The sequence below is a fragment of the Xanthomonas sp. LMG 12460 genome (genome assembly GCF_009192895.1).
Classification (GTDB): Bacteria; Pseudomonadota; Gammaproteobacteria; order Xanthomonadales; family Xanthomonadaceae; genus Xanthomonas_A; species Xanthomonas_A sontii.
Genome location: NZ_NKUH01000004.1, coordinates 24305 through 46527 on the forward strand (window position 1 = coordinate 24305; position 22223 = coordinate 46527).

Here is a 22223-nt window from a genome sequence, read left to right on the forward strand (position 1 = left end):
GATTCAAGGGGTTTGCTGCGTGTCGCGAATGAAGCCTCGCCTGTCGCGTCCTGCCATTCGGTAGCGGCGTGAGTGCTGTGGGGTATTGGCGTCCCAACCGTTGAGGCGGCTGGAGGATGCCGGGCTTCGATGTCGCGGCTGAAGCAGCTCCCACGACAACCGTTTTTACGACAACAGCTTGCGGGTCGCTGAGATCGCACACTGCGGAAGGGACTTCAGTCCCGACTGCGGACGGAGCCGGATAGTTTCGTCCGAGGTCGCGGCTGACGCCGCTCCTGCAGGAAGCCCTGCGCCGGTGGCCAAGCGCGAACCCAGGCAGGAGCGGCTTCAGCCGCGCCAGTCGCCCGCGCCGGCTGGCGTGCAGCCGTGTGGACACGGCGGATGGCACGCGCCGAGCGGTGCCACCACACGAACCGCAAAGCGCCCGCTAGAAGCGCCAGCGCAAACCGACCTGGTATTGCCGCGGGGCGCCGGGGGCGACGAAGCGCGAGGGGCCGTCCTCGACCGCAGCGTCCTGCGGGCGCGCCAGGGCGCCGCCCGGGAACAGGTCCTCGGCGATCGCCGCATACGTCTCGTAGCGGCGGTCGAACACGTTGTTGACCCGCAGGTACAACGACAGGCCTTCGGCGAGTTCCCAGGTGCCGTGCAGGTCGAGCAAGGCATAGCCGCCGGTGGACAGGTCGTGGCGCGCCGGCGCCTCGCCTTCCTCGGGGTCCTCGACCAGGCCGTCCTCGTTGCCGCTGGCCACGCGCCGCGACACCGCGCGCAAGTCGGCCCCCAGCGTCAGCTGCGCCAGCGCCTGCCAGTCCACGCCCAGCTTCAGCGTGTTGCGCGGCAGGCCGGCGATGCGCGTGCCCGGCCGCAAGGTCACCGTGCGCTCGCCGGAGAGCAGTTCGCCGGCGCTGCGGTAGGTGGCGTCCAGGTAGCTGTAGCCGGCGAACCAGCGCAGCGCGCCGTGGCTGCCGCGGTAGCTGAGGTCGGCGCCCTGATAGCGGGTGCGGTCGACGTTGTCGAAATAGCCCTGCTGGGAATTGGGTGCGCGCAGGAACAGGATGTCGTCGCGGTTGTCGGCGCGGTACAGCGAGGCGTTCAGCGTCTGCGCCGGCGTCGGGTTCCAGCGCAGGCCGAGCTCGTAGGTGCGCGAGACGATCTGCTCCAGGCGCGGGTCGGCCTGCAGTCCGGTCGGCAACCGGCACGGCTGTTCCGGGTCGGCGCAGCCGAGTTCGATCGCGGTCGGCGCGCGGCTGTTCTGCGAGGCCGAGGCGAACGCGGTGAAGCCGTCGCCCAGGCGCTGGGTGATGCCCAGCGAGGGATTGGCCTTGGCGAACACGAAGCGCTCGCGCGGCAGCACGCCGTCGTCGGCGGTGGACAGGGTGTTGGCGACGGCGACGCGGTTCCAGCGCAGCGCGGCATTGAGGTGGGTGGCCTCGCTCAGCTCCCAGGTATCGGCGGCGAACAGGCCCAGGGTGCTGCTGCGCCCGTCGACGCCGGAGAAGAACTCCCGATCCTCGTCCGGATCGGCGACCACCGAGCGATCGTCCTGCACGAACGCCTCCTGCTCGTACTGCCGGTAGCGCACGCGGTTGCGGTCATAGGTGGCGCCGATGCTCAGCGCGTGCACGCCGGCCTGGTGGCTGAGGTTCAGTGCCACGCCCTCGGCGTGCTGGCGCATCTGCGTGGTGTTGAGCACGCCACTGTGCAGCGCGTCGGCATCGGCGCGCGACACCGTGCAGCCGGCGTCCAGCGGCGTGCCGTCGGCGGCGTAGCCGTCGGCGCAATCGTCGACGAACTCTTCGTAGTCGTCGTTGATGTCGCCGTTGACGGTGTCGCGCCGCCCCTGGCGGTAGTAGGCGAGCAGATGCAGTGCGGTGCGCTCGTCGAAGCGATGGTCGAACTGTCCGGTGAGCAGCGTGTTGCGGTTGCGGGTCAGGTCCGGCGAGGTGTAGACCGCTGCGCGGTCGGCTTCGTACAGCCCCGGCTCCGTGCCCTCGTCGGTGTAGCGATAGCTCGGCAGCAGGCCATTGCCGACCAGGCGGCTGCGCCCGTGCAGCAGCGACACGTCCCAGTCGGTGCGCTCGCCCTGCCGCCCGAACTTGCCGAACACGGTCCCCAGGCGGCCGGCGGAGGCATCGCGCCAGCCGTTCTCGTCAAAACCGGTGGCCGCGACGAAGGCATGCAGGCCGTCGGCACCGGCGTAGCCGTAGGACGCATCCAGGCGCTTGCGCGCGCCGCTGCCCACCGACAGGTCGGCGCGCAGGCCAGGCGCGGTCAGGCCGGACTGGGTGGTGAAGGCCAGCGCGCCACCCAGCGTGTTGGGACCGAACAGCGGGTTGGAGCCCGGCATCAGCGCGACGCTGCGGATCGCCGCCTCCGGCATCATGTCCCAGCTGACGATGTCGGCGAACGGCTCGTTCATGCGCACACCGTCCAGGTACACCGACACGCCCTGCGAGGCGCCCGGCAAGGCCGAGGCACGGAAACCGCGGAAGGTCAGGTCGGTCTGGAACGGGCTGCCCTGCACCTCGTTGGTGTCCACGCCGTTCATTTCGCGCAGCAGGAAGTCGGTGAGGTTGCCGGCCTGGCTGCGTGCGATGTCGTCGGCATTGGCGGTCTGCACCGTGTACGGCAGCAGGTCGGCATCGATCAGCGTGCCGGGGATCGGCGTGGCGGTGACCTCGACCCGGTCCAGCGCGGTGATCTGCGCGTCGTCGGCGTTGACCGTGGTCTGCGCGTGCGCCGGTGCGGCGAGCAGGCCGATGGCGGTGGCGACGGCCAGCGCGAGCAGGCTCGGCGGCGGAGTATGCGGTCCTGGGGTGTGGGTCATGCCGGTTCCTTGAGGGCTCAGTAGAGAACGATCGATTTGATGCCGCGGCCGGCGCGCATCGCCTCGAAGCCGCGGTTGATGTGGTCCAGCGGCAGGGTTTCGCTGATGAGTTCGTCGATGCGGATCTCCCCGGCCAGGTAGCGCTCGGCATAGGCCGGCAGCTCGCTGCGGCCCTTGACCCCGCCGAACGCGCTGCCGCGCCAGGCGCGGCCGGTGACCAGTTGCAGCGGCCGCGTGCTGATCTCCTGCGCGCTCGGCGCCACGCCGAGGATGATGCTTTCGCCCCAGCCCTTGTGGCAGCACTCCAGCGCCGCGCGCATCGCGCGCACGTCGCCGACGCAGGCAAAGCTGTGGTCGGCGCCGCCGTCGGTGAGGTCGACGATGACCTGCTGCACCGGCGCGCCGAAATCCTTCGGATCCAGGCAGTCGGTGGCGCCCAGCGCGCGCGCCAGCGGGAACTTGTCGCGGTTGATGTCGACCACGATGATGCGCTCGGCGCGCGCCATCACCGCGCCCTGCACCACCGACAGGCCGATGCCGCCGAGTCCGAACACCGCCACGCTCTCGCCGGGACGCACCCGCGCGGTGTTGAGCACGGCGCCGATGCCGGTGGTGACCGTGCAGCCGAGCAGGCAGGCCTTGTCCAGCGGCGCGTCCGGATGGATCCTGGCCACCGCGATCTCCGGCAGCACGGTGTACTCGGCGAAGGTGCTGGTGCCCATGTAGTGCAGCAGCGGACGTCCATGCAGCGAGAAGCGGCTGCTGCCGTCGGGCATCAGCCCGCGGTCCTGGGTGCTTCGGATCGCCTGGCACAGGTTGGTGCGGTTGGAACGGCAGTACTTGCACACGCCGCATTCGGGCATGTACAGCGGGATCACGTGATCGCCCGGGCGCACGCTGGTGACGCCGACGCCGACCTCTTCGACCACGCCGGCGCCTTCCTGGCCCAGGATCACCGGGAATGCCGTATCGGCATCGGCACCGGACAGGGCGATGTCGTCGCCGTGGCAGACGCCGCTGGCGACCATGCGCACCAGCACCTCGCCGGCCTTGGGCGGCTGCAGATCCACCTCTTCGATGGCCAGCGGCTGGTTCGCCGCCCAGGCGACCGCGGCTCGCGTCTTCATTCCGGCTCTCCCCGCCTCCCGTCGCGGCGCCCGTGAGCGCCGCTCGCCTCACCTCACTGCGCCACGATCACACCCCATGGCATCTCGCCCACCGCGATCTGCTTGATCTCCTTCATCGCCGCCGTGTCGATGACACTGATGCTGTTGGAACGGCCATTGGCCACGTACAACTTTTTGCCGTCCGGGCTCAGCGCCGGGTTCCAGGGCCGCTGCCCCACCGGGATCTCCGCCAACGCACGGCGCGCGGCCGGATCGATCACGCTGACCGTGCCGGCGCCATTGGACGCGTACACGCGGCTGCCGTCGCGGGCGATGGCGATGCCGGCGGTACGCTGCCCGGCCGGAATGCTGGCCACGCGCGTGCGCGCCGCCAGGTCGATCACGTCGACCACATTGGCCGCTTCCTGCGCCACATAGACCGTCTTGCCGTCGGGCGCGAACGCCATGCCGCGCGGATGCCCGCTGGTGGCGATGACGCCGGTGGACGCGCCGGCCTTCAGGTCGATCACGTCCAGGTCGTTGGAGCCTTCGTTGCTGGTCAGCAGCAGCGCGCCATCCGGCGTGTAGACGCAGTGTTCCGGCGCCTGCCCGCGAGTGGCGATGTGCGCGCCGATGGTGAAGCTGGCCGGGTCGATCAGCATCACCTGGTTCTGCCCCTCCACGCACACCGCCAGTTGGCGGCCGTCCGGCGACGCGGCCACGCCTTCGGCGTTCTCGCCGATGTCGACGCTGCGCAGCACGCGGTCCTGCACGGTATCCAGGTCCAGCAGGCGATGGCCCTGCGCGTCGATGACGTACAGATGCCCGGGCGGCCCCGGCACCACCTGCTGCAGGCGCTTGCCGAGCTGGCCCTGCGCCGACAGCGTGCGCACCACGCGGTCGCTACCGGTGTCGATCACCGAGATGGTGCCGCTGCGCTGGTTCGGGACGTAGGCCAGCGCCGCGGTCGCGGCCGCAGGCGCTGGCGCGGCCGCCGCCGCCGCATCGGCCCCCGCCGTCGGCGCGGCGGTGCGCTGGCACGCAGCAGCGAACAGCGACAGCGCGACGACGGCGGACAGGCGCAACGCTTTCCTCATTGCGTGGCGCCCGCGGTCTTGTTGATGGAATGGATGAAGGCCAGCAGCTTCTCGGTATCGCCCGGCTTGAGCACGGGACCGAACGGCGGCATCTGCCCGACCACCTTCTCGTGGCCGATCCGGGTCTTGCCGTGCGCGGTCATGCCGGCGGTGCCTTCGGTGATCAGCGTACGCAAGGTGTCGTCGTCGCTGCCGTACACCCAGATGTCGTTGGTCAGCGGCGGACACATGCCGCCACCACCGGTGCCGCCGTGACAGGCGGTGCAGCCGGCGGAGTTGAACAGCGCCTTGCCTTCGGCGACCAGCTCCGGGGTGACCTTGACCGGCGGTCCCTTCGGAATCGGCGTCACCGCCGCAGCGGGGGCCGGTGCGGCGGCAGGAGCGGCGGCGGGCGCGGTCGCCGCCGGCGCAGAGGCCGGTGCAGGCGCCGGCGCCGCAGCCGGCTCGGGTGTGGCCGCTGGCGCGGCGGGCGTCTCCTGCTTGCCGCAGGCGGCCAGCAACAGGAGCGAGGCGAACAGGGACACGGGCAACAGCACGGAGACGGCACGACGACGGACGGAAGCAGAGCGCATGGGAGCAGAACCTTTGCGGAGTGCACGATGGGAGGAGCAGGCCGGGCGAGCGGCGTGTACGGAACGGCGGAAAGCGGTCATTGCGTGCGTCGGTGCTGGGCCTCCGTCAGCAGGTGGGCGAGTTCGGCATTGCCGCGTTGCTGGGCCAGCGCCGCCGGGGTCTTGCCGTCGGCGTCGCGCGCATCGGCGCTGGCGCCGGCGGCGAGCAGACGCCGGGCGCTGTCCTCGCGGCCGGCAGCGGCGGCCAGCATCAACGGCGTGACGCCGGCGCGGTTGGCACGGTCGGCTTCGGCACCGCGCTTGAGCAGCAGATCGAGGATCTTCGGGTCGTTGCGCGCCACCGCGAACATCACCGGGGTGAAGCCGGCCGGATTGGCACGGCGCACGCTGGCACCCGCGGTGAGCAATGCCTGTACCAGGTCGGCGTCGGCGTAGGAGATGGCCAGGTCCAGCGGCGTCCAGCCGTCGGCGGACACCGCCTCGACCTTGGCGCCATGCGCCAGCAATTGCGCGGCGCTCTTGCCGTCGTTGGACCAGGCCGCCTTCATCAACGGCGTCCAGCCATTGCTGTCGCGGTTTTCGACCTTGGCGCCCGCGGCCAACAGCTCGCCGACCAGCAGCGGCGCCTGGTTGCGGATCGCCTGCTGCAGCGGCGGCTCGCCGAGCAGGTTGGGCTTGTCGGCGCTGGCGCCATGCCGCAGCAGCCAGGCCACGCGCACGCCATCGCCGGCATCCAGCGCGTGCGCCAACTCATCGTTGGGATCGGCGCCACCGGCGATGCGCAGCTGCAATTGCGCCAGCATGTCCGACGAGGCCTGCGCGCTCGGCGTGTCGTCCTGGTCGTCGGGCGCCGCATAAGGTCCGTGCGAGCGCAGGTTGCCGGCGACGATGCAATCGGCGCAGGCCACCAGCGGCACGTGATAGTCGCGCAGGATCGCGTCGATCTTGCCGGCGCTGCGCTGCATCGCCGCGTTCAGCGCATCGCGCAATGCCGCGTTCTTGCGCGACACCGCCCACGCCATCGAATATTCCAGCACCTCGTTGTCGATGACGTTCAGCGGCACCACGCCGAGGCCGCCGCGCGCGGCGTAGTAGCCGGCCACCGGTCCCCAGGATTCGGCGGCATCGAGCTTGCCGGCGGCGACCTGCTCGGCGAGCTTGCCGGGATGTTCCTGCGGCGCACTCGCCGAATCGTAGAACAGGTACTGCACTTCACCCTGCACGCCATGGTCGAACAGCGCCTGCCGCGCCGGCGAGCTCTGGAACACGCCGACCTTGAGCTTTTTCAGCGCAGGATCGTCCAGCGAGGCAGGACGCAGGTCCAGGCCCTTGCGGGTGACCAGCACATAGGTGGAGCGATACAACGGGCGCGTGGGCAGGCCCATTTCAAAATCGCTGTTCATGTCCATCAGCACGTCGCAGCGCCCGGCGTTGATCGTGCTGCGCGCCAGGCCGCGCTGGTAGTAGCTGCGCCACTCGTACTCCAGGCGCCGGCCCATCTCCGCGGCCACCACCTGGGCGATCTTGTTCTGGAAGCCCTCGCCTGCACGATCGGACAACGGCATGTTGCCGGGATCGGCACAGACCCGCAGCACCGGCGCATCGGCCGGCAGCGTCGTGGCGGGCGCGGCGGATGCCGGTGCCGCAACGGCGGGCGGGGCAGCAGGAGCGCGAGCCGTCGCGGACGACGGCTCGCGCGTACAGCCCGCGGCGACGAGTCCGAGGCTGCACAACAGCAACACGGCGCGCGCGCCCGCAGGCAGGCGCCGCGAGGCGGGTGCCATCCGGCACCCGCTCGCACCCTGGACGCGGCGCCGCCGGCTCATCGCACCGTCTTGGCGGCGACCGCCGCGCTGCCGCCACCGGCGGCCGCAGTGGCGGTCGTGGTGGGCGTGACGGTCTTGCCGGCGCCGTCGATGCGGAAGGTGTGCACCATGCCGCCCAACGGGATCTTGTCGAAGCCGTTGCTGAAGGCCAGGCCCGCGGCACCCAGCGCGCCGTACGGATCGCCCGGATCCAGGCCGGCGGCGACCGGCAGGCCGATCCAGCCGCCGATACCCGAGAACACCGCCACGTACTGGTGGCCGTTGGCCTTGTAGGCGATCGGATTGCCGATGACGCCGGAGGGCAGCTTGGTCTCCCACAGTTTCTTGCCGGTGTCCTTGTCCACGGCGCGGAACCAGCCGTCCAGCGTGCCGTAGAACACCAGCCCGCCATCGGTGACCAGGGTGCCGCTCCACACCGGGAACTTCTCCTTGATCTCCCACTTGGACTTGCCTTCGACCACGTCGAACGCCTTGACGATGCCCAACGCGCCCGGCTCGTTCGGCTTCATCAGCACGTTGGCGAACACGTACGGCAGGCCCATCATGGTGTTGCCGCGCTCCTGCGGGTCCAGCTCCATGTGCCAATTGTTGGTGCCGCAGAAGAACACCGCCGAATTGGACGGGTCCACCGAGCACGGCTGCTGGTCCTTGCCGCCCATCGCCGACGGGAACGCCTCGACCTTGCGGCCGCGTTCCAGCGGCGAATGCGCCGCGACCTTGACCGGGCGCCCGGTCTTCATGTCGATGCGCTCGGCCCAGTTGGCCGGCACGAACTTGTTGGCGCGCAGCAGCGTGCCGTCGCGGCGGTCGAGCACGTAGGCAAACCCATTGCGGTCGAACTGCACCACCGACGGCACCTGCTTGCCGTCGATGGTCAGGTCGACCAGGATCGGCTCGTTGATGCCGTCGTAGTCCCACTGGTCGAACGGGGTCTTCTGGTAGCCCCACACCGCCTCGCCGGTGTCGATCTTGCGCGCAAACAGGGTCATGGACCACTTGTTGTCGTACTCGCCGGTGTCGCATTCCTTCTGCGTGGTCTTGCCGCAGCGGTACGACGGGCTCCACAGGCCGGGATTGCCGGTGCCGTAGTAGACCAGCTTGAGTTTCGGGTCGTAGCTGTACCAGCCCCAGGCCGCGCCGCCGCCGCGCTTCCAGCCTTCGTCGGGGTAGGTCTTCTGGCCGAGGTCGCCGAGCTGGCCGTGCTGCGGATTGGCCTTGTTGAAGTCCGGGCCGAGGCAGATGTCCTTGTCGGTGCCGGTGGCCTCGCAGGACCAGGCCTGCTTGCCGTCGGCCAGCGCGTACGCGGCCACGCGCCCGCGCACGCCGAACTCGTTGCCGCTGATGCCGGCCACGACCTTGCCGTCGGCGATGATCGGGGCCATGGTGATGGTCTCGCCCTTCTCGGGATAGGCGAGCTTCTGCTTCCACACTTCCTTGCCGGTCTTGGCATCGAGCGCGATCACGTCGCCGCTGAGGCTGCCGAACACCACCTTGCCGTCGGCGTAGGACGCACCGCGGTTGACCGTATCGCAGCAGGCCACCGCCACCGCGCGCTCGTCCTGCTGCGGGGTGTACTTCCACAGCACCTTGCCGTTGTCTTCCTGCGACAGGTCGATCGCGAACACGTTGTTCGGATAGGCGCTGACCATGTACATGGTGCCGCCCACCACCAGCGGCTGGCCTTCGTGGCCGCGGGTGGCGTCGGTCTTCATCTCCCACGACATCTTCAGGTTCTTGACGTTGTCGCGATTGATCTCGGCCAGCGGGCTGTGCCGGTTCAGGCCGAAGTCGCGGCCGATGCCACCCCAGTTGTCGGGGTTGGCGGCATTGGTGGCGAACTCGCTGTCGGTATCGGCAACCGCGGCCGGCGCGGCGGCCGGCGGCTGCTGTGCGGCGGCCGGTGCGGCCGGCGCCGGAGCCTCTTCCTGCTTCTTGCAACCCGCCAATGCCAGCGCAGTGGCCAGCGCGAGCAGCGTACAAGCCTGGGTACGACGTGAATGACTGTGCATCGTTCTACTCCCCTCGTTGAAGAGCCGCGTCACTTCACCTATCGGCGTGTGCCACGGAACCTGAAGCGTGGATGTATACGAGCAACGTCCATGCCATCGCGGCGCTGCGATGCAACATCCCTTGACGTGCGGATCACGACGCCGGTTGTCGTCGCGGAGACGCCCACCAGCGCGGTCGAGGGTGTCTCGGAAACGTGACACTTTGCGCCACACGGTTGCATCGGACGTGGCGCAGTGTGAGCACATGTGCCGGTGGCACACCCTGCGCCATCGCTGCGCTTGCCACACTGGCGCACACGGGTGCGCACGGCGGGGCGCGCGACGGGGAGTGCGCATCCGGCACGCCTGCACCGATCTCGCCAAGGAGGGTGCGGCGCGCGGCGGCGGTCAGCCGCCGCGCCGCAGTCAGTGCGACTGCGGCCCGACGCGGTCCTGCCACCACGCCAGCAGCGCGGCGCAATCGGCGAAATGCAGGTCGGCCAGCGCCGGCCAGGGATTGTCCGGATGCAGCAGCACGGTGGTGGCGCCGGCATGGCGCCCGCACTGCAGGTCGTAGGCGTGGTCGCCGACCATCGCCAGTGCCTGCGGCGCCACGCCCCAGTGCTCGGCCAACTGCAGCAGGCCGCCGGGATGCGGCTTGGGCGGCGCCTCGTCGCGGCCGAGGATAGTGACGTCCTCGAACAGGTCGTCGACCTCGATCTCTTCCAGGGTCAGCTGCGCCAGCTCGCGCGCGTTGCGGGTGAGCACCGCCAGCCGGCAATCGGCCGCGTGCAGGGTGCGCAGCAGCGCCGGCGCGCCGTTGGCCGCGGTGGCCTCCTGGGCCAACACGCGCTCGTGCTCCAGCAGCCAGGCGTGCTTGCTGGCGCGCTGCGCGTCCGGCAGCGCCGCCAGGTGCTGCAGGATGTCGGCCTGCGGCGGGATCTGCAGTTCGCGGCGGATCAGCGCGAAATCGTGCACGGCACGGGTCAGGGTGCCGTCCATGTCGAACACCCAGTGGCGCACCTGGCACAGCGCCTCGGCCGGCGGTGGCATGGCGGCATGCATCGCGCTCAATCCCAGCCCGGCATCTGCGCGCCGTCCAGGCCGCCGGTCTCGAACACCGCGGTGCGGGTGCCGCCGGCCTTCACCGGGAAGGTGATCTGCAGCACCGTGGTCTTGCGCGCCAGCTTCCACAGCGCCTTGTCGTCGCTGATGAACATGGCGATGGCCTCGTCGGTCTTGGGCCGCCAGGCCGCGGCCGCGTGCGGCGGCGCGTCGTCGGCCTTCAGTTCCACCTTGCAGCCGCCGGCGCAGCGGAAATCGCCGGACTGCAGCACGAGGTAGGCGCTGCGCTTCCATTCCGGATGGTCGCGGAACACCAGTTGCACCGGCTTGGGCCCGCTGCCGTCCACATCGACCTTGTCGCGGCTGTACAGCATCGCCGAGCGCTGCACGCCCTTGCCGGCCGGCACCTGCGAGTACTGCCAGGCCGCCTGCATGCGCCGCAGCTCGCGCGCCGCTTCGCCCTTGGCCTTGACCTCGGCGTAGCCGGGCTGGATGCGTTCGGCCGCGTCCGAGCCGGGGTACTGCTGCAGCAGCGCCGCGCCGTGGATCCGGGCCAGGTCCCAGTTGCCCGACTTCACCGCGGCGTCGTACTGCTTGGCCAGATCGTCGGCCGCCTGCGCCTTGGCCTGCGCTTCGGCCGTGGCCTGCGCCTTGCGCTCGGCCTCGTGATCGCCGCAAGCGGCCAGGGCGACGGCGCACAGCGCGCCGAGCAGGATGCGTTTCATCGTGGGGTTCCTCGTTGGATCAGGGTGTCGATGGCCTGCGCGACCTCGGCGGGCTTCTCGACGATGGACATGTGGCCGCTGCCGTCCAGCAGCACCTGGATCGCCTGCGGCAGGCGTTGCGCGTACAGCGCCAGCGCGCTGGCGTCGATCACCGCGTCCTGCACGCAGTTCAGCAGCAGCGTCGGCTGGCGGATGTGCGCGGCCTCCTCGAACGGCAGGAACGCCTCCTCGCCGCGGCCGATGCGCGCCAGCACCTGCTGCTCGAAATCGGCCTCGCGGCGACGCCAGGCCACCACCGCCGGCACCGCCCAGCGCGGGATGCGCGGCTTGGCGCGCTCGAGCAGGAACACGGTGTCGATGTAGCGGCGCAACGACGCCGCATCGTGCACCGCGAACGGATTGTGCCCGTCCAGCACCGCCTGGCCGAAGACGTTGTCGGCGAAGCGCACGCCGGCGGCGTTGAACAGGCCGACCCGGTCGAACACCGCCGGATGGCGCGCCGCGGCCAGCGCCGCGATGCCGCCGCCCATCGAATGCCCCAGCAGCACGCATTCGCTGCCCGCACGGCGCGCGCACTGCACCGCGAACGCAGCCACGCGCTCGGCCTGCGCCACAAAGCCGTAGTCCTGCCCGGCGATGCGCTGGCTCTCGGCCCAGCCGGGCAGATCCGGGATCACCAGGTGATAGCGCGTGCCCAGCGCGCGCGCCAGCGGCAGCCAGTTCTCCTTGCTGCCGGTGAAGCCATGCACCAGCAGCAGGGTCGGCGCGGCGGGATCGGCCGCGGCGCGCACCAGATAGGTCCAGGTGTGCCCGGCGACCTGCGACTGGCGCCGCCGCAGCCCGCTGCCGCGACGCTGGCGCAGGCTCTCCAGGCGCACCAGCAGGAACGGATCGCGCGCCACCAGCAGCGCCCCGATCGGCATCGCCACGAGCGCCACGCACAGCAGCGACACCAGCAACGCCAGGGCGCCAGCCAGCAGCAGCAGCATCATCAAGACCAGGGTCGCCATCACCATGGGGACACCGGAGCGCGCAGGCCGCTCATGCGCTCACGCCACCACGTCGGCTTCGCCGAGATGGAGGGCCAGCCACACGGTCGGCTGCACGGGATCGGTGAAGGTCACCCAATGCGGCGTATCGGCCGGGATGAACAGATGGTCGCCCGGCGCCAGCGCGACCTCGCGATCGCACAGCGCCACCCGCGCGCGACCGCGCAGCACCAGCACCCATTCGTCGTGCGCCTGCAGGTACGGCGACTCCTGCGGCGTGGTCTGCCCGTGCGAGACGATGCGCTCGACGCGGCAACCGGAGCGCCGGAGCAGTTCGGTGAAGATTTCGCCACCGTGGGCATCGGGCAATGCGTCCAGCAAGGAACCGGACAGCACGGGCGCGTCGGTCATCTCAGCAGCCCCTCGGGGGGCGCATGCAGGCCCGCGCGCATCGGCGCCGGCAACGACCTGCCATGGCACTGGCGCTTGCAGCGGAGACCGGGGCGGCGGTGGCGAACGATGTCATGCGCGCATGGACCGAGGACCATCGGGACTGCCGAGGATATCGCGAATGCGTGGCAGCAGGTCGTGCTGATCGACGGCGTTGCGTGTGGAATCCGTTAAGGCGGCACTGCACAGGCACGCGCCTCATGCCGGCGGCGCATGCGAGGCCGCAGATGACGACGTCCTGCAACGCAGGCGCGGCCATGCCGCCACCATCGCACCCTCCCCGCGCGACGCGATCGTCGCAACACGCCGGCCGCACACACGCACACGGCGCCGGGAGTGCTCCCGGCGCCGTGTGCGCGGTCTTTCGCGGGCGACTTGCGTCAGTGCGCGGTGCTGCCGGCCTTGGCCTTGTCCAGCATGTCCTGCACCGACACCGTGGTGATCGGGTGGTAGCCGGGCTTGGCCTTGGCGAACACCTCTTCGGCGAAGGCGAGCCCGTCCGGCGTCTTCACCAGTTCGGCGTAGATCGGCAGGATCAGCTTGCGGCGGCCGACGCGGGCGATGAACTCGCCGGCGGCCGGGCGCGCGTCCACGTAGCCGCTGCGGATCGCCAGCGGATACCAGCGCATGGCGATCTCGCCGTTGGCGGTGCCGGTGAAGTGGTAGGCGTCGTCGAGTTGCTTGAGCTGCGCCGGGGTCAGCTTCTCGCCCAGGCCGCTGAGGAAGCGCGTCCACTCCTGGGTGCTCCAGGCATCGGTCACCTGCTTGCCAGGCAACGTGCCGCTGCCGGTCCAGGCGATGCGCGCGGTGTCGACCATGGCGAAGTTGCGCGAACGCGCCTTCTGCGCGAACGCCGGAATGCCCGGCTCGTCCAGCCACGCATGCAGTTCCTGCGCGGTCACCGCGTTCGGCTTCTTGGGCAGCAGGTGGGTCTTCAGGTACTCGACGAACTGATCGGTGTTGGCGCTCTGGAACGCGTGGTCGTCGAACCAGCCGCGCAGGAACGGATCGAAGGTGTCGCGGCCGAAGCGCTGTTCCAGGAACTGCAGGAACCATGCGCCCTTGACGTAGGCGACCTGGCTCAGCGCCTCGTCCGGATCGCGCTCGGTCAGCGCCGGCAGCGCCAGCGCCTGGTCGGCCGGGCTCATGCCCTTCAGTTCGGCGAGCAGGTCGGTCTGGTCGATCTCGCGCTCCATCTCCGCCGCTTCCGGGCCGTACAGCGCCTCGGTGATGCGCGCCTGCACGTAGGTGGTGAAGCCTTCGTTGAGCCAGATGTCCTTCCAGCTGGCGTTGGTCACCAGGTTGCCGGACCAGCTATGCGCCAGTTCGTGCGCGATCAGCGACACCAGCGACTTGTCGCCGACGATCACCGTCGGGGTGGCGAAGGTCAGGCGCGGATTCTCCATGCCGCCGAACGGGAACGACGGCGGCAGCACCAGCATGTCGTAGCGGCCCCAGCGATACGGACCGTACAGCGTCTCGGCGGCCACGATCATCTTCTCGGTGTCCTCGAACTCCTTGGCCGCCTTGTCGACCATCGCCGGCTCGGCCCACACGCCCGAGCGCGCGGAGATCGGCTTGAACACCAGGTCGCCGGCGGCGATCGCCAGCAGGTAGGACGGGATCGGCTGCGGCATCTTGAAGCGGTAGTCGCCGTTGCGCACCGCCTTGGGATCGTTGTCGGCGCTCATCAGCACCATCACGTCCGGACGCGAGACCACGTGCGCGCTGTAGGTGAAACGCACGCTCGGCGTGTCCTGCAGCGGCACCCACGAACGTGCGTGGATCGCCTGCGACTGACTGAACATGAAGGGCAGCTTCTTGCCCTCGGTCATCGACGGCTCCAGCCACTGCAGGCCCGAGGCGGTCGGCGCGGTGTGGTAGGTGATGCTGATCGTCTGCGGCTGCGTCGGCGCCTCGATGGTCAGCTTGCTGCCGTAGATCTTGTCGGCCGGCGCCAGCGCGTACTGCAGCGGCGCCTGCTGGCCCTTGCCGTCGTCGGCCTGCACCTTCTCGATGGTCAGGTCGCGCGTATCCAGCACCAGTTGCTTGGCGCTCTTGTCCTTCCAGTCCAGCGTGTAGGTGGCGGTGCCGCCGATCTGCTTGCTGTCGAAATCCAGCTTCAGATCCAGCGCCAGATCCTTGATCACGACCTTGGACGGCTCGGCGTAGGAGGTCTCGTCGTGGCTGCGGTCGGCCGGCTTGGCCGCGGCGGGTGCCGGCTTGGCGGCAGTGGCGGCCGCATCGGGCGCGGACGCTTCACGGGAACACCCGGACGCGACCATCGCGGCCAGGGACAACAACAGGAACGGGGAACGCATGGCAGTAACCGGTTCGAGGAAAACTCGCAGTCTACCGGAAGGCCGGGATTCGGGATTCGGGAGTGGGGATTCGCAACGGCAGTGCAATGCGTGCTGACGAACCCCGAATTACCGCTCTCCAATCCCGGATCCACTCAGATCTTGTCGCCCGAATGGATTGCCACCATACCGCCGGCCAGGTTCTTGTGGTGGCTGCGGGCGAAGCCGGCCGCTTCCATCATTCCCTTCCGCGCGTCCTGCGGCGGAAGCTTGCGTCGGCACCGTCGGACCGCGCGTCGGGACTGAAGTCCCTCCCACAAGAACAGCCCAGCGCCGCGATCGGCCTGCAACCGATCGTCCGCTCTTACGATTCCCGAATCCCGACTCCCGAATCCCGGCTTTCTGTGGCAGATGCTTGCACCGGCACCGCCGGACCGCGCGTCGGGACTGAAGTCCCTCCCACAAGAACAGCCCAGCGCCGCGATCGGTCAGCCACCGATCGCCCGCTTTTGCGATTCCCGAATCCCGATTCCCAATTCCCGGCTTTCTGTGGCAGATGCTTGCGCCGGCACCGTCGGACCGCGCGTCGGGACTGAAGTCCCTCCCACAAGAACAGCCCAGCGCCGCGATCGGCCTGCAACCGATCGTCCGCTCTTCCGATTCCCCAATCCCGAATCCCGAATCCCGAATCCCTGCTTTCTGTGGCAGATGCTTGCACCGGGCACCGCCGGACCGCGCGTCGGGACTGAAGTCCCTCCCACAAGGACGACACAGCGCCGCGATCAGTCAGTACCCGATCGCCCGCCTTTGCGATTCCCGAATCCCGATTCCCAATTCCCGGCTTCTCAGATCCTATAGCCCGAGTGGATCGCCACGATGCCGCCGGTCAGGTTCTTGTAGTGGCTGCGGGCGAAGCCGGCCTCTTCCATCATCGCCTTCAGCGCGTCCTGCGGCGGATGCTTGCGGATGCTTTCGGCCAGGTACTGGTAGCTGTCGGCGTCCTTGGCGAACAGTTGGCCCAGGCGCGGCAGCACCTTGAACGAATGGAAGTCGTACAGCGGCTTGAACCAATCGGCGGTGACTTCGGAGAACTCCAGCACCCGCGCCTGGCCGCCGACCTTGAGCACGCGGTACATCTCGCGCAGCGCGGCGTCCTTGTCGGTGACGTTGCGCAGGCCGAAGGCGATGGTCACCAGGTCGAAGCTCTGGTCGGGGAACGGCAGCGCCTCGGCGTTGCACTGCACGTAGTCCAGGCCCGCAACCAGGCCGCGGTTGGTGAGGCGGTCGCGGCCCACCGAGAGCATGCCGGCGTTGATGTCGCCCAGCACGATCTCGCCGTCGGCACCGACCCGGTCCTTCAGCAGCGCGGCGATGTCGCCGGTGCCGCCGGCCAGATCGAGCACGCGGTCGCCCGGCTTGACCTGCGCGGTGGCGACGAAATAGCGCTTCCAGACCCGATGGATGCCCATGCTCATCAGGTCGTTCATCAGGTCGTAGTTGCCGGCGACCGAAGTGAAGACCTCGCCGACCAGCTTCTGCTTGTCCTTGGCGGCGACGTCGCGGAAGCCGAAATGGGTGGTGCCGGATTTGTAGGGGGATTCGCTCATGCCGGGATTATCGCACTGCCGGCCGCTCCGTGCCGGTGAAGCGGCGCCCGGGATGACAGCCGCCGGCCGCCTGCGCCAGACTGCGGTCAGACTCCCGCTCCCCCAGGCCATTCCATGCTGACCACGCCCGACTACCGCGCCCTGCTCGACACCGCCATCGCCGAAGCCCGCCAGGGCCTGGCCGAGGGCGGCATCCCGATCGGCGCCGCCCTGTACCACCGCGATGGCCGCCTGCTCGGCTGCGGCCACAACCGCCGCGTGCAGGAAGGCGATCCGTCGGTGCACGGCGAGACCGACGCCTTCCGCAAGGCCGGGCGCCAGCGCCGCTACAAGGACACCATCATGGTCACCACCCTGGCGCCGTGCTGGTACTGCAGCGGCCTGGTGCGGCAGTTCAACATCGGCACCGTGGTGGTCGGCGAATCGGTGACCTTCCAGGGCGGCATCGACTGGCTGCGCGAGAGCGGCGTGGAGGTCATCGACCTGCACAGCCAGGAGTGCATCGATCTGCTCGGCGGCTTCATCGCCGCACACCCGGACGTGTGGAACGAGGACATCGGCGAGGACTGAGCGGCCCGCCGCAGGCGCCGCGCTCGGCGCACCAGGCAGGACGCCCACCGACGCGCCCACGCGCCGACCCCAGGCCATGCCGAGCGACGCCGACCTGGCGCGCCGGCTTGCCCCGCCCGAGCCTCGCCACCGCCGCGCCGGCACCCCTGCACGGCCAAGGTCTGAGAACTCCCACGCCAGCAACGGCGGGAAGGGCCCTGCCGGCCGAGTGTTATATTGTTTCAAAATTAACACCGATCGCACCGCATGCCGTCTGTTGCCCTCGCTTCGCCCGCCTCCCTCGCCGTTCCCGCGACGCCCGCCGCGCGACTGGCCTCGATCGACCTGCTGCGCGGCACGGTGATGCTGCTGATGCTGCTCGACCACGTGCGCGAGACCTTCTACCTGCACCACCCGGTCGGCGACCCGATGGAGGTGGAAGGCACGGCGCCGGCGCTGTTCGTCGCGCGCACCCTCGCCCACCTGTGTGCGCCGGTGTTCGTGTTCCTCACCGGCCTGTCCGCCTGGCTGTACGCGTCCCGGCCGGCCGACGGGCGCACGGCGGCCGCCCGCTTCCTGCTCAAGCGCGGCCTGTTCCTCATCGTGCTGGAGCTGACCCTGGTCAACCTGGCCTGGAGCGGCGCCTTCCCGCCGCAGGCGCTGTACCTGCAGGTGATCTGGGCGATCGGCCTGAGCATGCTCGCGCTGGCCGCACTGCTGTGGCTGCCGCGGCCGGCGCTGGCCCTGCTCGGCGCGGCCCTGGTCGCCGGCCACCACCTGCTGGACGCGGTGCAGGTGCAGGGCGACGGCCCGCTCGCGGCCGCCTGGGCGGTGCTGCACGACAGGCGCTGGCTGGAGTTGGGCGAGCTGCGTCTGCGCACCTCCTACCCGGTGCTGCCGTGGATCGGGGTGATCGCGCTCGGCTATGCCGCCGGCCCCTGGTACGGCGCCGCCGCCGAGCCGGCGCAACGCCAGCAGCGCCTGCTGGCCTGGGGGCTGGGCGCGCTGGCCGGCTTCCACCTGCTGCGCTGGCACAATGGCTACGGCGATGCGCCCTGGCAGGCGCAGGACGACCTCGCGCATACCGCGATGAGCTTCTTCAACGTCACCAAGTACCCGCCGTCGCTGCAGTTCCTGCTGCTGACCCTGGGCTTGGGCCTGCTGTTGCTGCACCTGTACGAGCACCCCGCCGTGGCCCGGACCCTGGCGCCGCTGGCGACGATCGGCGCGGCGCCGATGTTCTTCTACCTGCTGCACCTGTACGTGCTGAAGCTCGCCTACCTGGCCGCGCTGGCGCTGTGGGGCGCCAACCAGGGCGACCTGTTCGGTGTGGACAGCGTGGCCGCGCTGTGGGCGATCGCCGCCTTGCTGGGCCTGGCCCTGTACTGGCCCACCGCCGCGTTCGCGCGACTGAAGGCACGGCGCCGCGACCTGGGCTGGCTGCGCTACTTCTAGGTTCATCTGCGTGCAATGCAGGCGTGATCGACTGCCGGTTCCCTCGTTCGCGCCTGGAGACCTGCGATGTCCACCCGCCTGCCGCAGTTGCTGCTGATCGGCCTGACCCTCGCCGCCTGCGCCGGATGCGCGACCGCGGCGAGCAAGCGCGACGCCTGGGTGGTGCAGCAGATCCACGACTACAACCATCCCTACGCCGCGCAGCGCGCCGAGTTGGACACCAAGATGGCGACCATGGCCACCGGCGCCTACGCCTTCTACCGCGGCACCGACCATATTTTCTACCAGGACATGACGACCCTGCCGGGCTCGCTGTGGACCTCGCCGCAGACCGGCTACACCTGGCTCGGCGGCGACACCCACATCGGCAACTTCGATGCGGCGCGCGACAGCAGCGGCAAGGCGGTGTTCAAGGTCGCCGACTTCGACGAAGGCCACCTCGGCCAGTACGTGTGGGACCTGCGCCGGCTGGCCGCGAGCATGGTCCTGGCCGGGCGCGACAACGGCCTGTCCGACAGCGACATCGGCGACGCCATCGACACCATGGTCGGCGCCTACCTGGACAAGATCGCCGATTTCCGCGGCAGCGACGCCGAAGAAAGCTTCCAGCTGAGCAAGCGCAACACCAGCGGCGCGGTGGCCAAGATCATCGACAGCGCCGACGGCAAGAGCCGCAGCAGCCTGCTGTCCAAGTACACGGTGGTCAACGGCGGCAAGCGCCAGTTCCAGAACCTGGACAACCTGGTCGCGGTGGACGCCGGCACCGCCTCGGCGGTGGCCGCGGCGATGAACGGCTACATCGGCTCGATCGCCGCGTCCAAGCGTTACGCGGCCAGTTACTACAGCATCAAGGACGTGCGCCAGAAGCTGGGCTCGGGCACCGGCAGCCTCGGCCGCCTGCGCCTGTACGTGCTGATCGAAGGCCCGAGCACGTCGACCAGCGACGACGTGATCCTGGAGTGGAAGCAGGAAGCGGCCAGCGTGGTCGCCGTGGCCGCGCCGTCGCAGATGCCGGCCTCGACCTACGACAACAACGAGGGCGCGCGGGTGGCGCGCACCGCCAAGGCGCAGACCATCGACGCCGACGTGCTGGTCGGCTACGCCAGCGTCAACGGCACCCCGTTCTACGTGCACGAGAAATCCCCGTTCCAGCAGGACCTGGACCCGACCGCGCTGGACAGCGCCGGCAAGCTCGCCACCGCCGCCACCTACCTGGGCCAGGCCCTGGCCTCGGCGCATGCGCTGGCCGACCAGGACTACGACCCGAACGTGGTGCCCTACAGCATCGACAAGCAGATCGACCAGGCGGCCAGCAGCAAGAGCGGCCTGAAATCGGAACTGCGCCAGTTCGCGTTCGACTACGCCGCGCAGGTGCAACTGGACTGGCAGTCGTTCGTGGCCGCGTACAAGGCGGGCACGCCGCTGTATTGAGTTCGCGCCGGGTGCGTGCAGCGTAAGCGGAGCTGCCACGTCTCGTAGGAGCGGCTTCAGCCGCGACGGCATTCCCGGGAAGGCCTCATCGCGACTGAAGCCGCTCCTACGACGCGCGCGACGTAGGCGTGACGTAGGGACAAGGTGCACAGCGGCAGGCGCGGGCAACGCGCCTGCCGAGGTGGATCGCACCAGGTCCTACAGGATATACCGGCTCAGGTCAGGGTCCTGGACCAGCTCGCCCAGGTGCGCATCGACGTAGGCCGCGTCCACGGTGACGCTCTGCCCGTCGCGGTCCGGGGCTTCGTAGCTCAGCGTGTCGAGCAGGCGCTCGAGCACGGTGTGCAGACGCCGCGCGCCGATGTTCTCCTGGCGCTCGTTGACCAGGAACGCGATCTCCGCCAGGCGCGCGATGGCGTCGTCGGTGAAGCGCAGGCTCACGCCCTCGGTCAGCAACAGCGCTTCGTACTGCTTGGTCAGCGCCGCCTTCGGTTCGGTGAGGATGCGGATGAAGTCGTCCTTCGACAGCGCCGACAGTTCCACCCGGATCGGGAAGCGGCCCTGCAGCTCCGGGATCAGATCGCTGGGCTTGGCCAGGTGGAACGCACCGGAGGCGATGAACAGGATATGGTCGGTCTTGACCGTGCCGTACTTGGTGCTGACGTTGGAGCCTTCCACCAGCGGCAGCAGATCGCGCTGCACGCCTTCGCGCGAGACGTCGCCGCCGGTGGCGCCGGCCTCGCTGCGCTTGGCCACCTTGTCGATCTCGTCGATGAACACGATGCCGTGCTGTTCGCAGGCCTCGATCGCCGCGGCGCGCACATCGTCCTCGTTGACCAGCTTGCCGGCCTCTTCCTCGATCAGCAGCGGCCGCGCGGCCTTGATGGTCAGCTTGCGCGACTGCGACTTGCCGCCACCGAGGTTGGAGAACATCTGCCGCAACTGCTGGCCCATTTCCTCCATGCCCGGCGGGGTCATGATGTCCATGCTGACGTTGACCGCGACATCCAGTTCGATCTCGCGCTCGTCCAGTTCGCCGGCACGCAGCATGCGCCGGAACTTGCTGCGGGTGTCGCTGTCCTGCGCCGAGGGCTCGTTGCGTGCGGCTTCCGGATCGAAGCCGATGCCGGCGCTGCGCCGCGGCAGCAGCGCATCGAGGATGCGGTCTTCGGCGCGCTCCTCGGCCTGCGTGCGCACGCGGGTCTTGGCCTGCTCGCGGTACAGCTTGACCGCGGTATCGGCCAGGTCGCGCACGATCTGCTCCACGTCCTTGCCGACGTAGCCGACCTCGGTGAAGCGGGTCGCCTCGACCTTGACGAACGGCGCGTTGGCCAGCGTCGCCAGACGCCGCGCGATCTCGGTCTTGCCGACGCCGGTGGGGCCGATCATCAGGATGTTCTTCGGCATCACTTCGTTGCGCAGCGCATCGGGCAACTGCATGCGCCGCCAGCGGTTGCGCAGCGCGATCGCCACCGCGCGCTTGGCCTCGTGCTGGCCGACGATGTGGCGGTCCAGCTCCTGCACGATCTCGCGCGGGGTCATGGTGCTATGGGTATCGGTCATGGTCGGGAAATCGAAGAGGGAATCGGGAATGGAGAATCGGGAATGGGAAAGCAGGCGTCATCGGTGACGGAGACGGGAACCGCTGTTGCGATTCCCCAGTCCCCATTCCCGATTCACAGCTCTTCCACCACCACGTTGCGATTGGTGTAGATGCAGATGTCGCCGGCGATGTTCAGCGCTTCGACGGCGATGGTGCGCGCGTCCAGCGTGGTGTGGCCAAGCAGCGCGCGCGCCGCCGACAAGGCGTAGGAACCACCGGAGCCGATGGCGATGATGCCGTCCTCCGGTTCGATCACGTCGCCGGTGCCGCTGATGATCAGCGAGGTTTCCTTGTCGGCGACCGCCAGCAGCGCCTCGAGCTTGCCGAGGCGGCGCTCGGTGCGCCAATCCTTGGCCAGTTCCACCGCGGCGCGGGTCAGCTGGCCGTGCTTCTCCAGCTTGACCTCGAACAGTTCGAACAGGGTGAACGCATCGGCGGCGGCGCCGGCGAAGCCGGCCAGCACCTGGCCCTCGCGGCCGAGCCGGCGCACCTTGCGCGCATTGCCCTTCATCACGGTGTGACCCAGGGTCACCTGGCCATCGCCGGCCACGGCGACGCGACCATCGCGGCGCACCGACAGGATCGTGGTGGCGTGGAAAACATTGGGGTTCTGACTGGGATCCATGCGGCCTCCGG

General features: G+C 69.5%; 17 protein-coding genes and 1 pseudogene. 3 read left to right on the top strand and 15 right to left on the bottom strand.

Going from position 1 to position 22223, the window contains the following annotated elements:
• Positions 1-427: 427 nt before the first annotated feature.
• The 13 genes and pseudogenes from CEK66_RS00585 to ubiE all read right to left on the bottom strand — a co-directional run bounded on the left by CEK66_RS00585 (position 428) and on the right by ubiE (position 16549).
• Positions 428-2824, bottom strand: a complete 2397-nt coding sequence (locus CEK66_RS00585) for a TonB-dependent receptor (RefSeq protein ID WP_152235599.1) — start codon at positions 2822-2824, stop codon at positions 428-430.
• 17 nt (positions 2825-2841) lie between these two features.
• A complete protein-coding gene (locus CEK66_RS00590; RefSeq protein ID WP_152235600.1) occupies positions 2842-3951 on the bottom strand; it encodes an S-(hydroxymethyl)glutathione dehydrogenase/class III alcohol dehydrogenase in 1110 nt (369 codons plus the stop codon).
• 53 nt (positions 3952-4004) lie between these two features.
• The gene (locus CEK66_RS00595) at positions 4005-5027 is read right to left on the bottom strand and encodes a beta-propeller fold lactonase family protein (protein WP_152235601.1); all 1023 of its coding nucleotides are present in this window, start codon (positions 5025-5027) and stop codon (positions 4005-4007) included.
• Entirely contained in the window at positions 5024-5599 is a 576-nt protein-coding gene (locus CEK66_RS00600) for a c-type cytochrome (RefSeq protein WP_152235602.1), read from the bottom strand. The genes CEK66_RS00595 and CEK66_RS00600 overlap by 4 nt, the downstream gene beginning before the upstream one ends.
• A gap of 77 nt (positions 5600-5676) precedes the next feature.
• Positions 5677-7341: pseudogene (locus tag CEK66_RS00605) on the bottom strand (quinoprotein dehydrogenase-associated putative ABC transporter substrate-binding protein); the annotation flags it as partial.
• Positions 7342-7421: 80 nt separating this feature from the next.
• On the bottom strand, positions 7422-9434 hold the full coding sequence (locus CEK66_RS00610) for a methanol/ethanol family PQQ-dependent dehydrogenase (protein ID WP_152235604.1): 2013 nt from the start codon (positions 9432-9434) through the stop codon (positions 7422-7424).
• A gap of 405 nt (positions 9435-9839) precedes the next feature.
• The gene (locus tag CEK66_RS00615; RefSeq protein WP_017914832.1) at positions 9840-10478 is read right to left on the bottom strand and encodes an HAD family hydrolase; all 639 of its coding nucleotides are present in this window, start codon (positions 10476-10478) and stop codon (positions 9840-9842) included.
• Between the two features lie 5 nt (positions 10479-10483).
• Positions 10484-11203, bottom strand: a complete 720-nt coding sequence (locus CEK66_RS00620; RefSeq protein ID WP_152235605.1) for a hypothetical protein — start codon at positions 11201-11203, stop codon at positions 10484-10486.
• A complete protein-coding gene (locus CEK66_RS00625; RefSeq protein ID WP_152235606.1) occupies positions 11200-12219 on the bottom strand; it encodes an alpha/beta fold hydrolase in 1020 nt (339 codons plus the stop codon). The genes CEK66_RS00620 and CEK66_RS00625 overlap by 4 nt, the downstream gene beginning before the upstream one ends.
• 33 nt (positions 12220-12252) lie before the next feature.
• Positions 12253-12603 (bottom strand): cupin domain-containing protein, encoded by a 351-nt coding sequence (locus tag CEK66_RS00630; protein ID WP_152235607.1) that lies wholly within the window; start codon positions 12601-12603, stop codon positions 12253-12255.
• A 419-nt stretch (positions 12604-13022) separates the two neighbouring features.
• Positions 13023-14963, bottom strand: a complete 1941-nt coding sequence (locus CEK66_RS00635) for a M1 family metallopeptidase (protein ID WP_017914829.1) — start codon at positions 14961-14963, stop codon at positions 13023-13025.
• Positions 14964-15097: 134 nt separating this feature from the next.
• A complete protein-coding gene (locus CEK66_RS20510) occupies positions 15098-15268 on the bottom strand; it encodes a class I SAM-dependent methyltransferase (RefSeq protein WP_255424674.1) in 171 nt (56 codons plus the stop codon).
• Between the two features lie 519 nt (positions 15269-15787).
• Positions 15788-16549, bottom strand: a complete 762-nt coding sequence (ubiE, locus tag CEK66_RS00645; protein ID WP_017910016.1) for a bifunctional demethylmenaquinone methyltransferase/2-methoxy-6-polyprenyl-1,4-benzoquinol methylase UbiE — start codon at positions 16547-16549, stop codon at positions 15788-15790.
• A 114-nt stretch (positions 16550-16663) separates the two neighbouring features.
• Here ubiE and CEK66_RS00650 point away from each other — a divergent pair, with 114 nt between their 5' ends.
• The 3 genes from CEK66_RS00650 (at position 16664) to CEK66_RS00660 (ending at position 19984) form a co-directional block, all read left to right on the top strand.
• The gene (locus CEK66_RS00650; RefSeq protein ID WP_010341927.1) at positions 16664-17119 is read left to right on the top strand and encodes a nucleoside deaminase; all 456 of its coding nucleotides are present in this window, start codon (positions 16664-16666) and stop codon (positions 17117-17119) included.
• Between the two features lie 246 nt (positions 17120-17365).
• Entirely contained in the window at positions 17366-18553 is a 1188-nt protein-coding gene (locus tag CEK66_RS00655; RefSeq protein ID WP_152235608.1) for a heparan-alpha-glucosaminide N-acetyltransferase domain-containing protein, read from the top strand.
• Positions 18554-18619: 66 nt separating this feature from the next.
• A complete protein-coding gene (locus CEK66_RS00660) occupies positions 18620-19984 on the top strand; it encodes a DUF2252 family protein (RefSeq protein ID WP_152235609.1) in 1365 nt (454 codons plus the stop codon).
• Positions 19985-20182: 198 nt separating this feature from the next.
• Here the strand turns inward: CEK66_RS00660 and hslU are convergent, their stop codons facing one another.
• Together hslU and hslV are read right to left on the bottom strand one after the other, a co-directional pair.
• The gene (gene hslU, locus CEK66_RS00665; RefSeq protein WP_017912058.1) at positions 20183-21547 is read right to left on the bottom strand and encodes an ATP-dependent protease ATPase subunit HslU; all 1365 of its coding nucleotides are present in this window, start codon (positions 21545-21547) and stop codon (positions 20183-20185) included.
• Positions 21548-21660: 113 nt separating this feature from the next.
• The gene (hslV, locus tag CEK66_RS00670) at positions 21661-22212 is read right to left on the bottom strand and encodes an ATP-dependent protease subunit HslV (RefSeq protein ID WP_152235610.1); all 552 of its coding nucleotides are present in this window, start codon (positions 22210-22212) and stop codon (positions 21661-21663) included.
• Positions 22213-22223: the final 11 nt, after the last annotated feature.

Coding starts and splice junctions, on each gene's coding strand:
- CEK66_RS00650 (WP_010341927.1), top strand. CDS start 16,664: ATGCTGACCACGCCCGACTACCGCGCCCTGCTCGACACCGCCATCGCC.
- CEK66_RS00635 (WP_017914829.1), bottom strand. CDS start 14,963: ATGCGTTCCCCGTTCCTGTTGTTGTCCCTGGCCGCGATGGTCGCGTCC.
- CEK66_RS00610 (WP_152235604.1), bottom strand. CDS start 9,434: ATGCACAGTCATTCACGTCGTACCCAGGCTTGTACGCTGCTCGCGCTG.
- CEK66_RS00625 (WP_152235606.1), bottom strand. CDS start 12,219: ATGGTGATGGCGACCCTGGTCTTGATGATGCTGCTGCTGCTGGCTGGC.
- CEK66_RS00630 (WP_152235607.1), bottom strand. CDS start 12,603: ATGACCGACGCGCCCGTGCTGTCCGGTTCCTTGCTGGACGCATTGCCC.
- hslU (WP_017912058.1), bottom strand. CDS start 21,547: ATGACCGATACCCATAGCACCATGACCCCGCGCGAGATCGTGCAGGAG.
- hslV (WP_152235610.1), bottom strand. CDS start 22,212: ATGGATCCCAGTCAGAACCCCAATGTTTTCCACGCCACCACGATCCTG.
- CEK66_RS00655 (WP_152235608.1), top strand. CDS start 17,366: ATGCCGTCTGTTGCCCTCGCTTCGCCCGCCTCCCTCGCCGTTCCCGCG.
- CEK66_RS00615 (WP_017914832.1), bottom strand. CDS start 10,478: ATGCATGCCGCCATGCCACCGCCGGCCGAGGCGCTGTGCCAGGTGCGC.
- CEK66_RS00600 (WP_152235602.1), bottom strand. CDS start 5,599: ATGCGCTCTGCTTCCGTCCGTCGTCGTGCCGTCTCCGTGCTGTTGCCC.
- CEK66_RS00590 (WP_152235600.1), bottom strand. CDS start 3,951: ATGAAGACGCGAGCCGCGGTCGCCTGGGCGGCGAACCAGCCGCTGGCC.
- CEK66_RS00595 (WP_152235601.1), bottom strand. CDS start 5,027: ATGAGGAAAGCGTTGCGCCTGTCCGCCGTCGTCGCGCTGTCGCTGTTC.
- ubiE (WP_017910016.1), bottom strand. CDS start 16,549: ATGAGCGAATCCCCCTACAAATCCGGCACCACCCATTTCGGCTTCCGC.
- CEK66_RS00660 (WP_152235609.1), top strand. CDS start 18,620: ATGTCCACCCGCCTGCCGCAGTTGCTGCTGATCGGCCTGACCCTCGCC.
- CEK66_RS00585 (WP_152235599.1), bottom strand. CDS start 2,824: ATGACCCACACCCCAGGACCGCATACTCCGCCGCCGAGCCTGCTCGCG.
- CEK66_RS00620 (WP_152235605.1), bottom strand. CDS start 11,203: ATGAAACGCATCCTGCTCGGCGCGCTGTGCGCCGTCGCCCTGGCCGCT.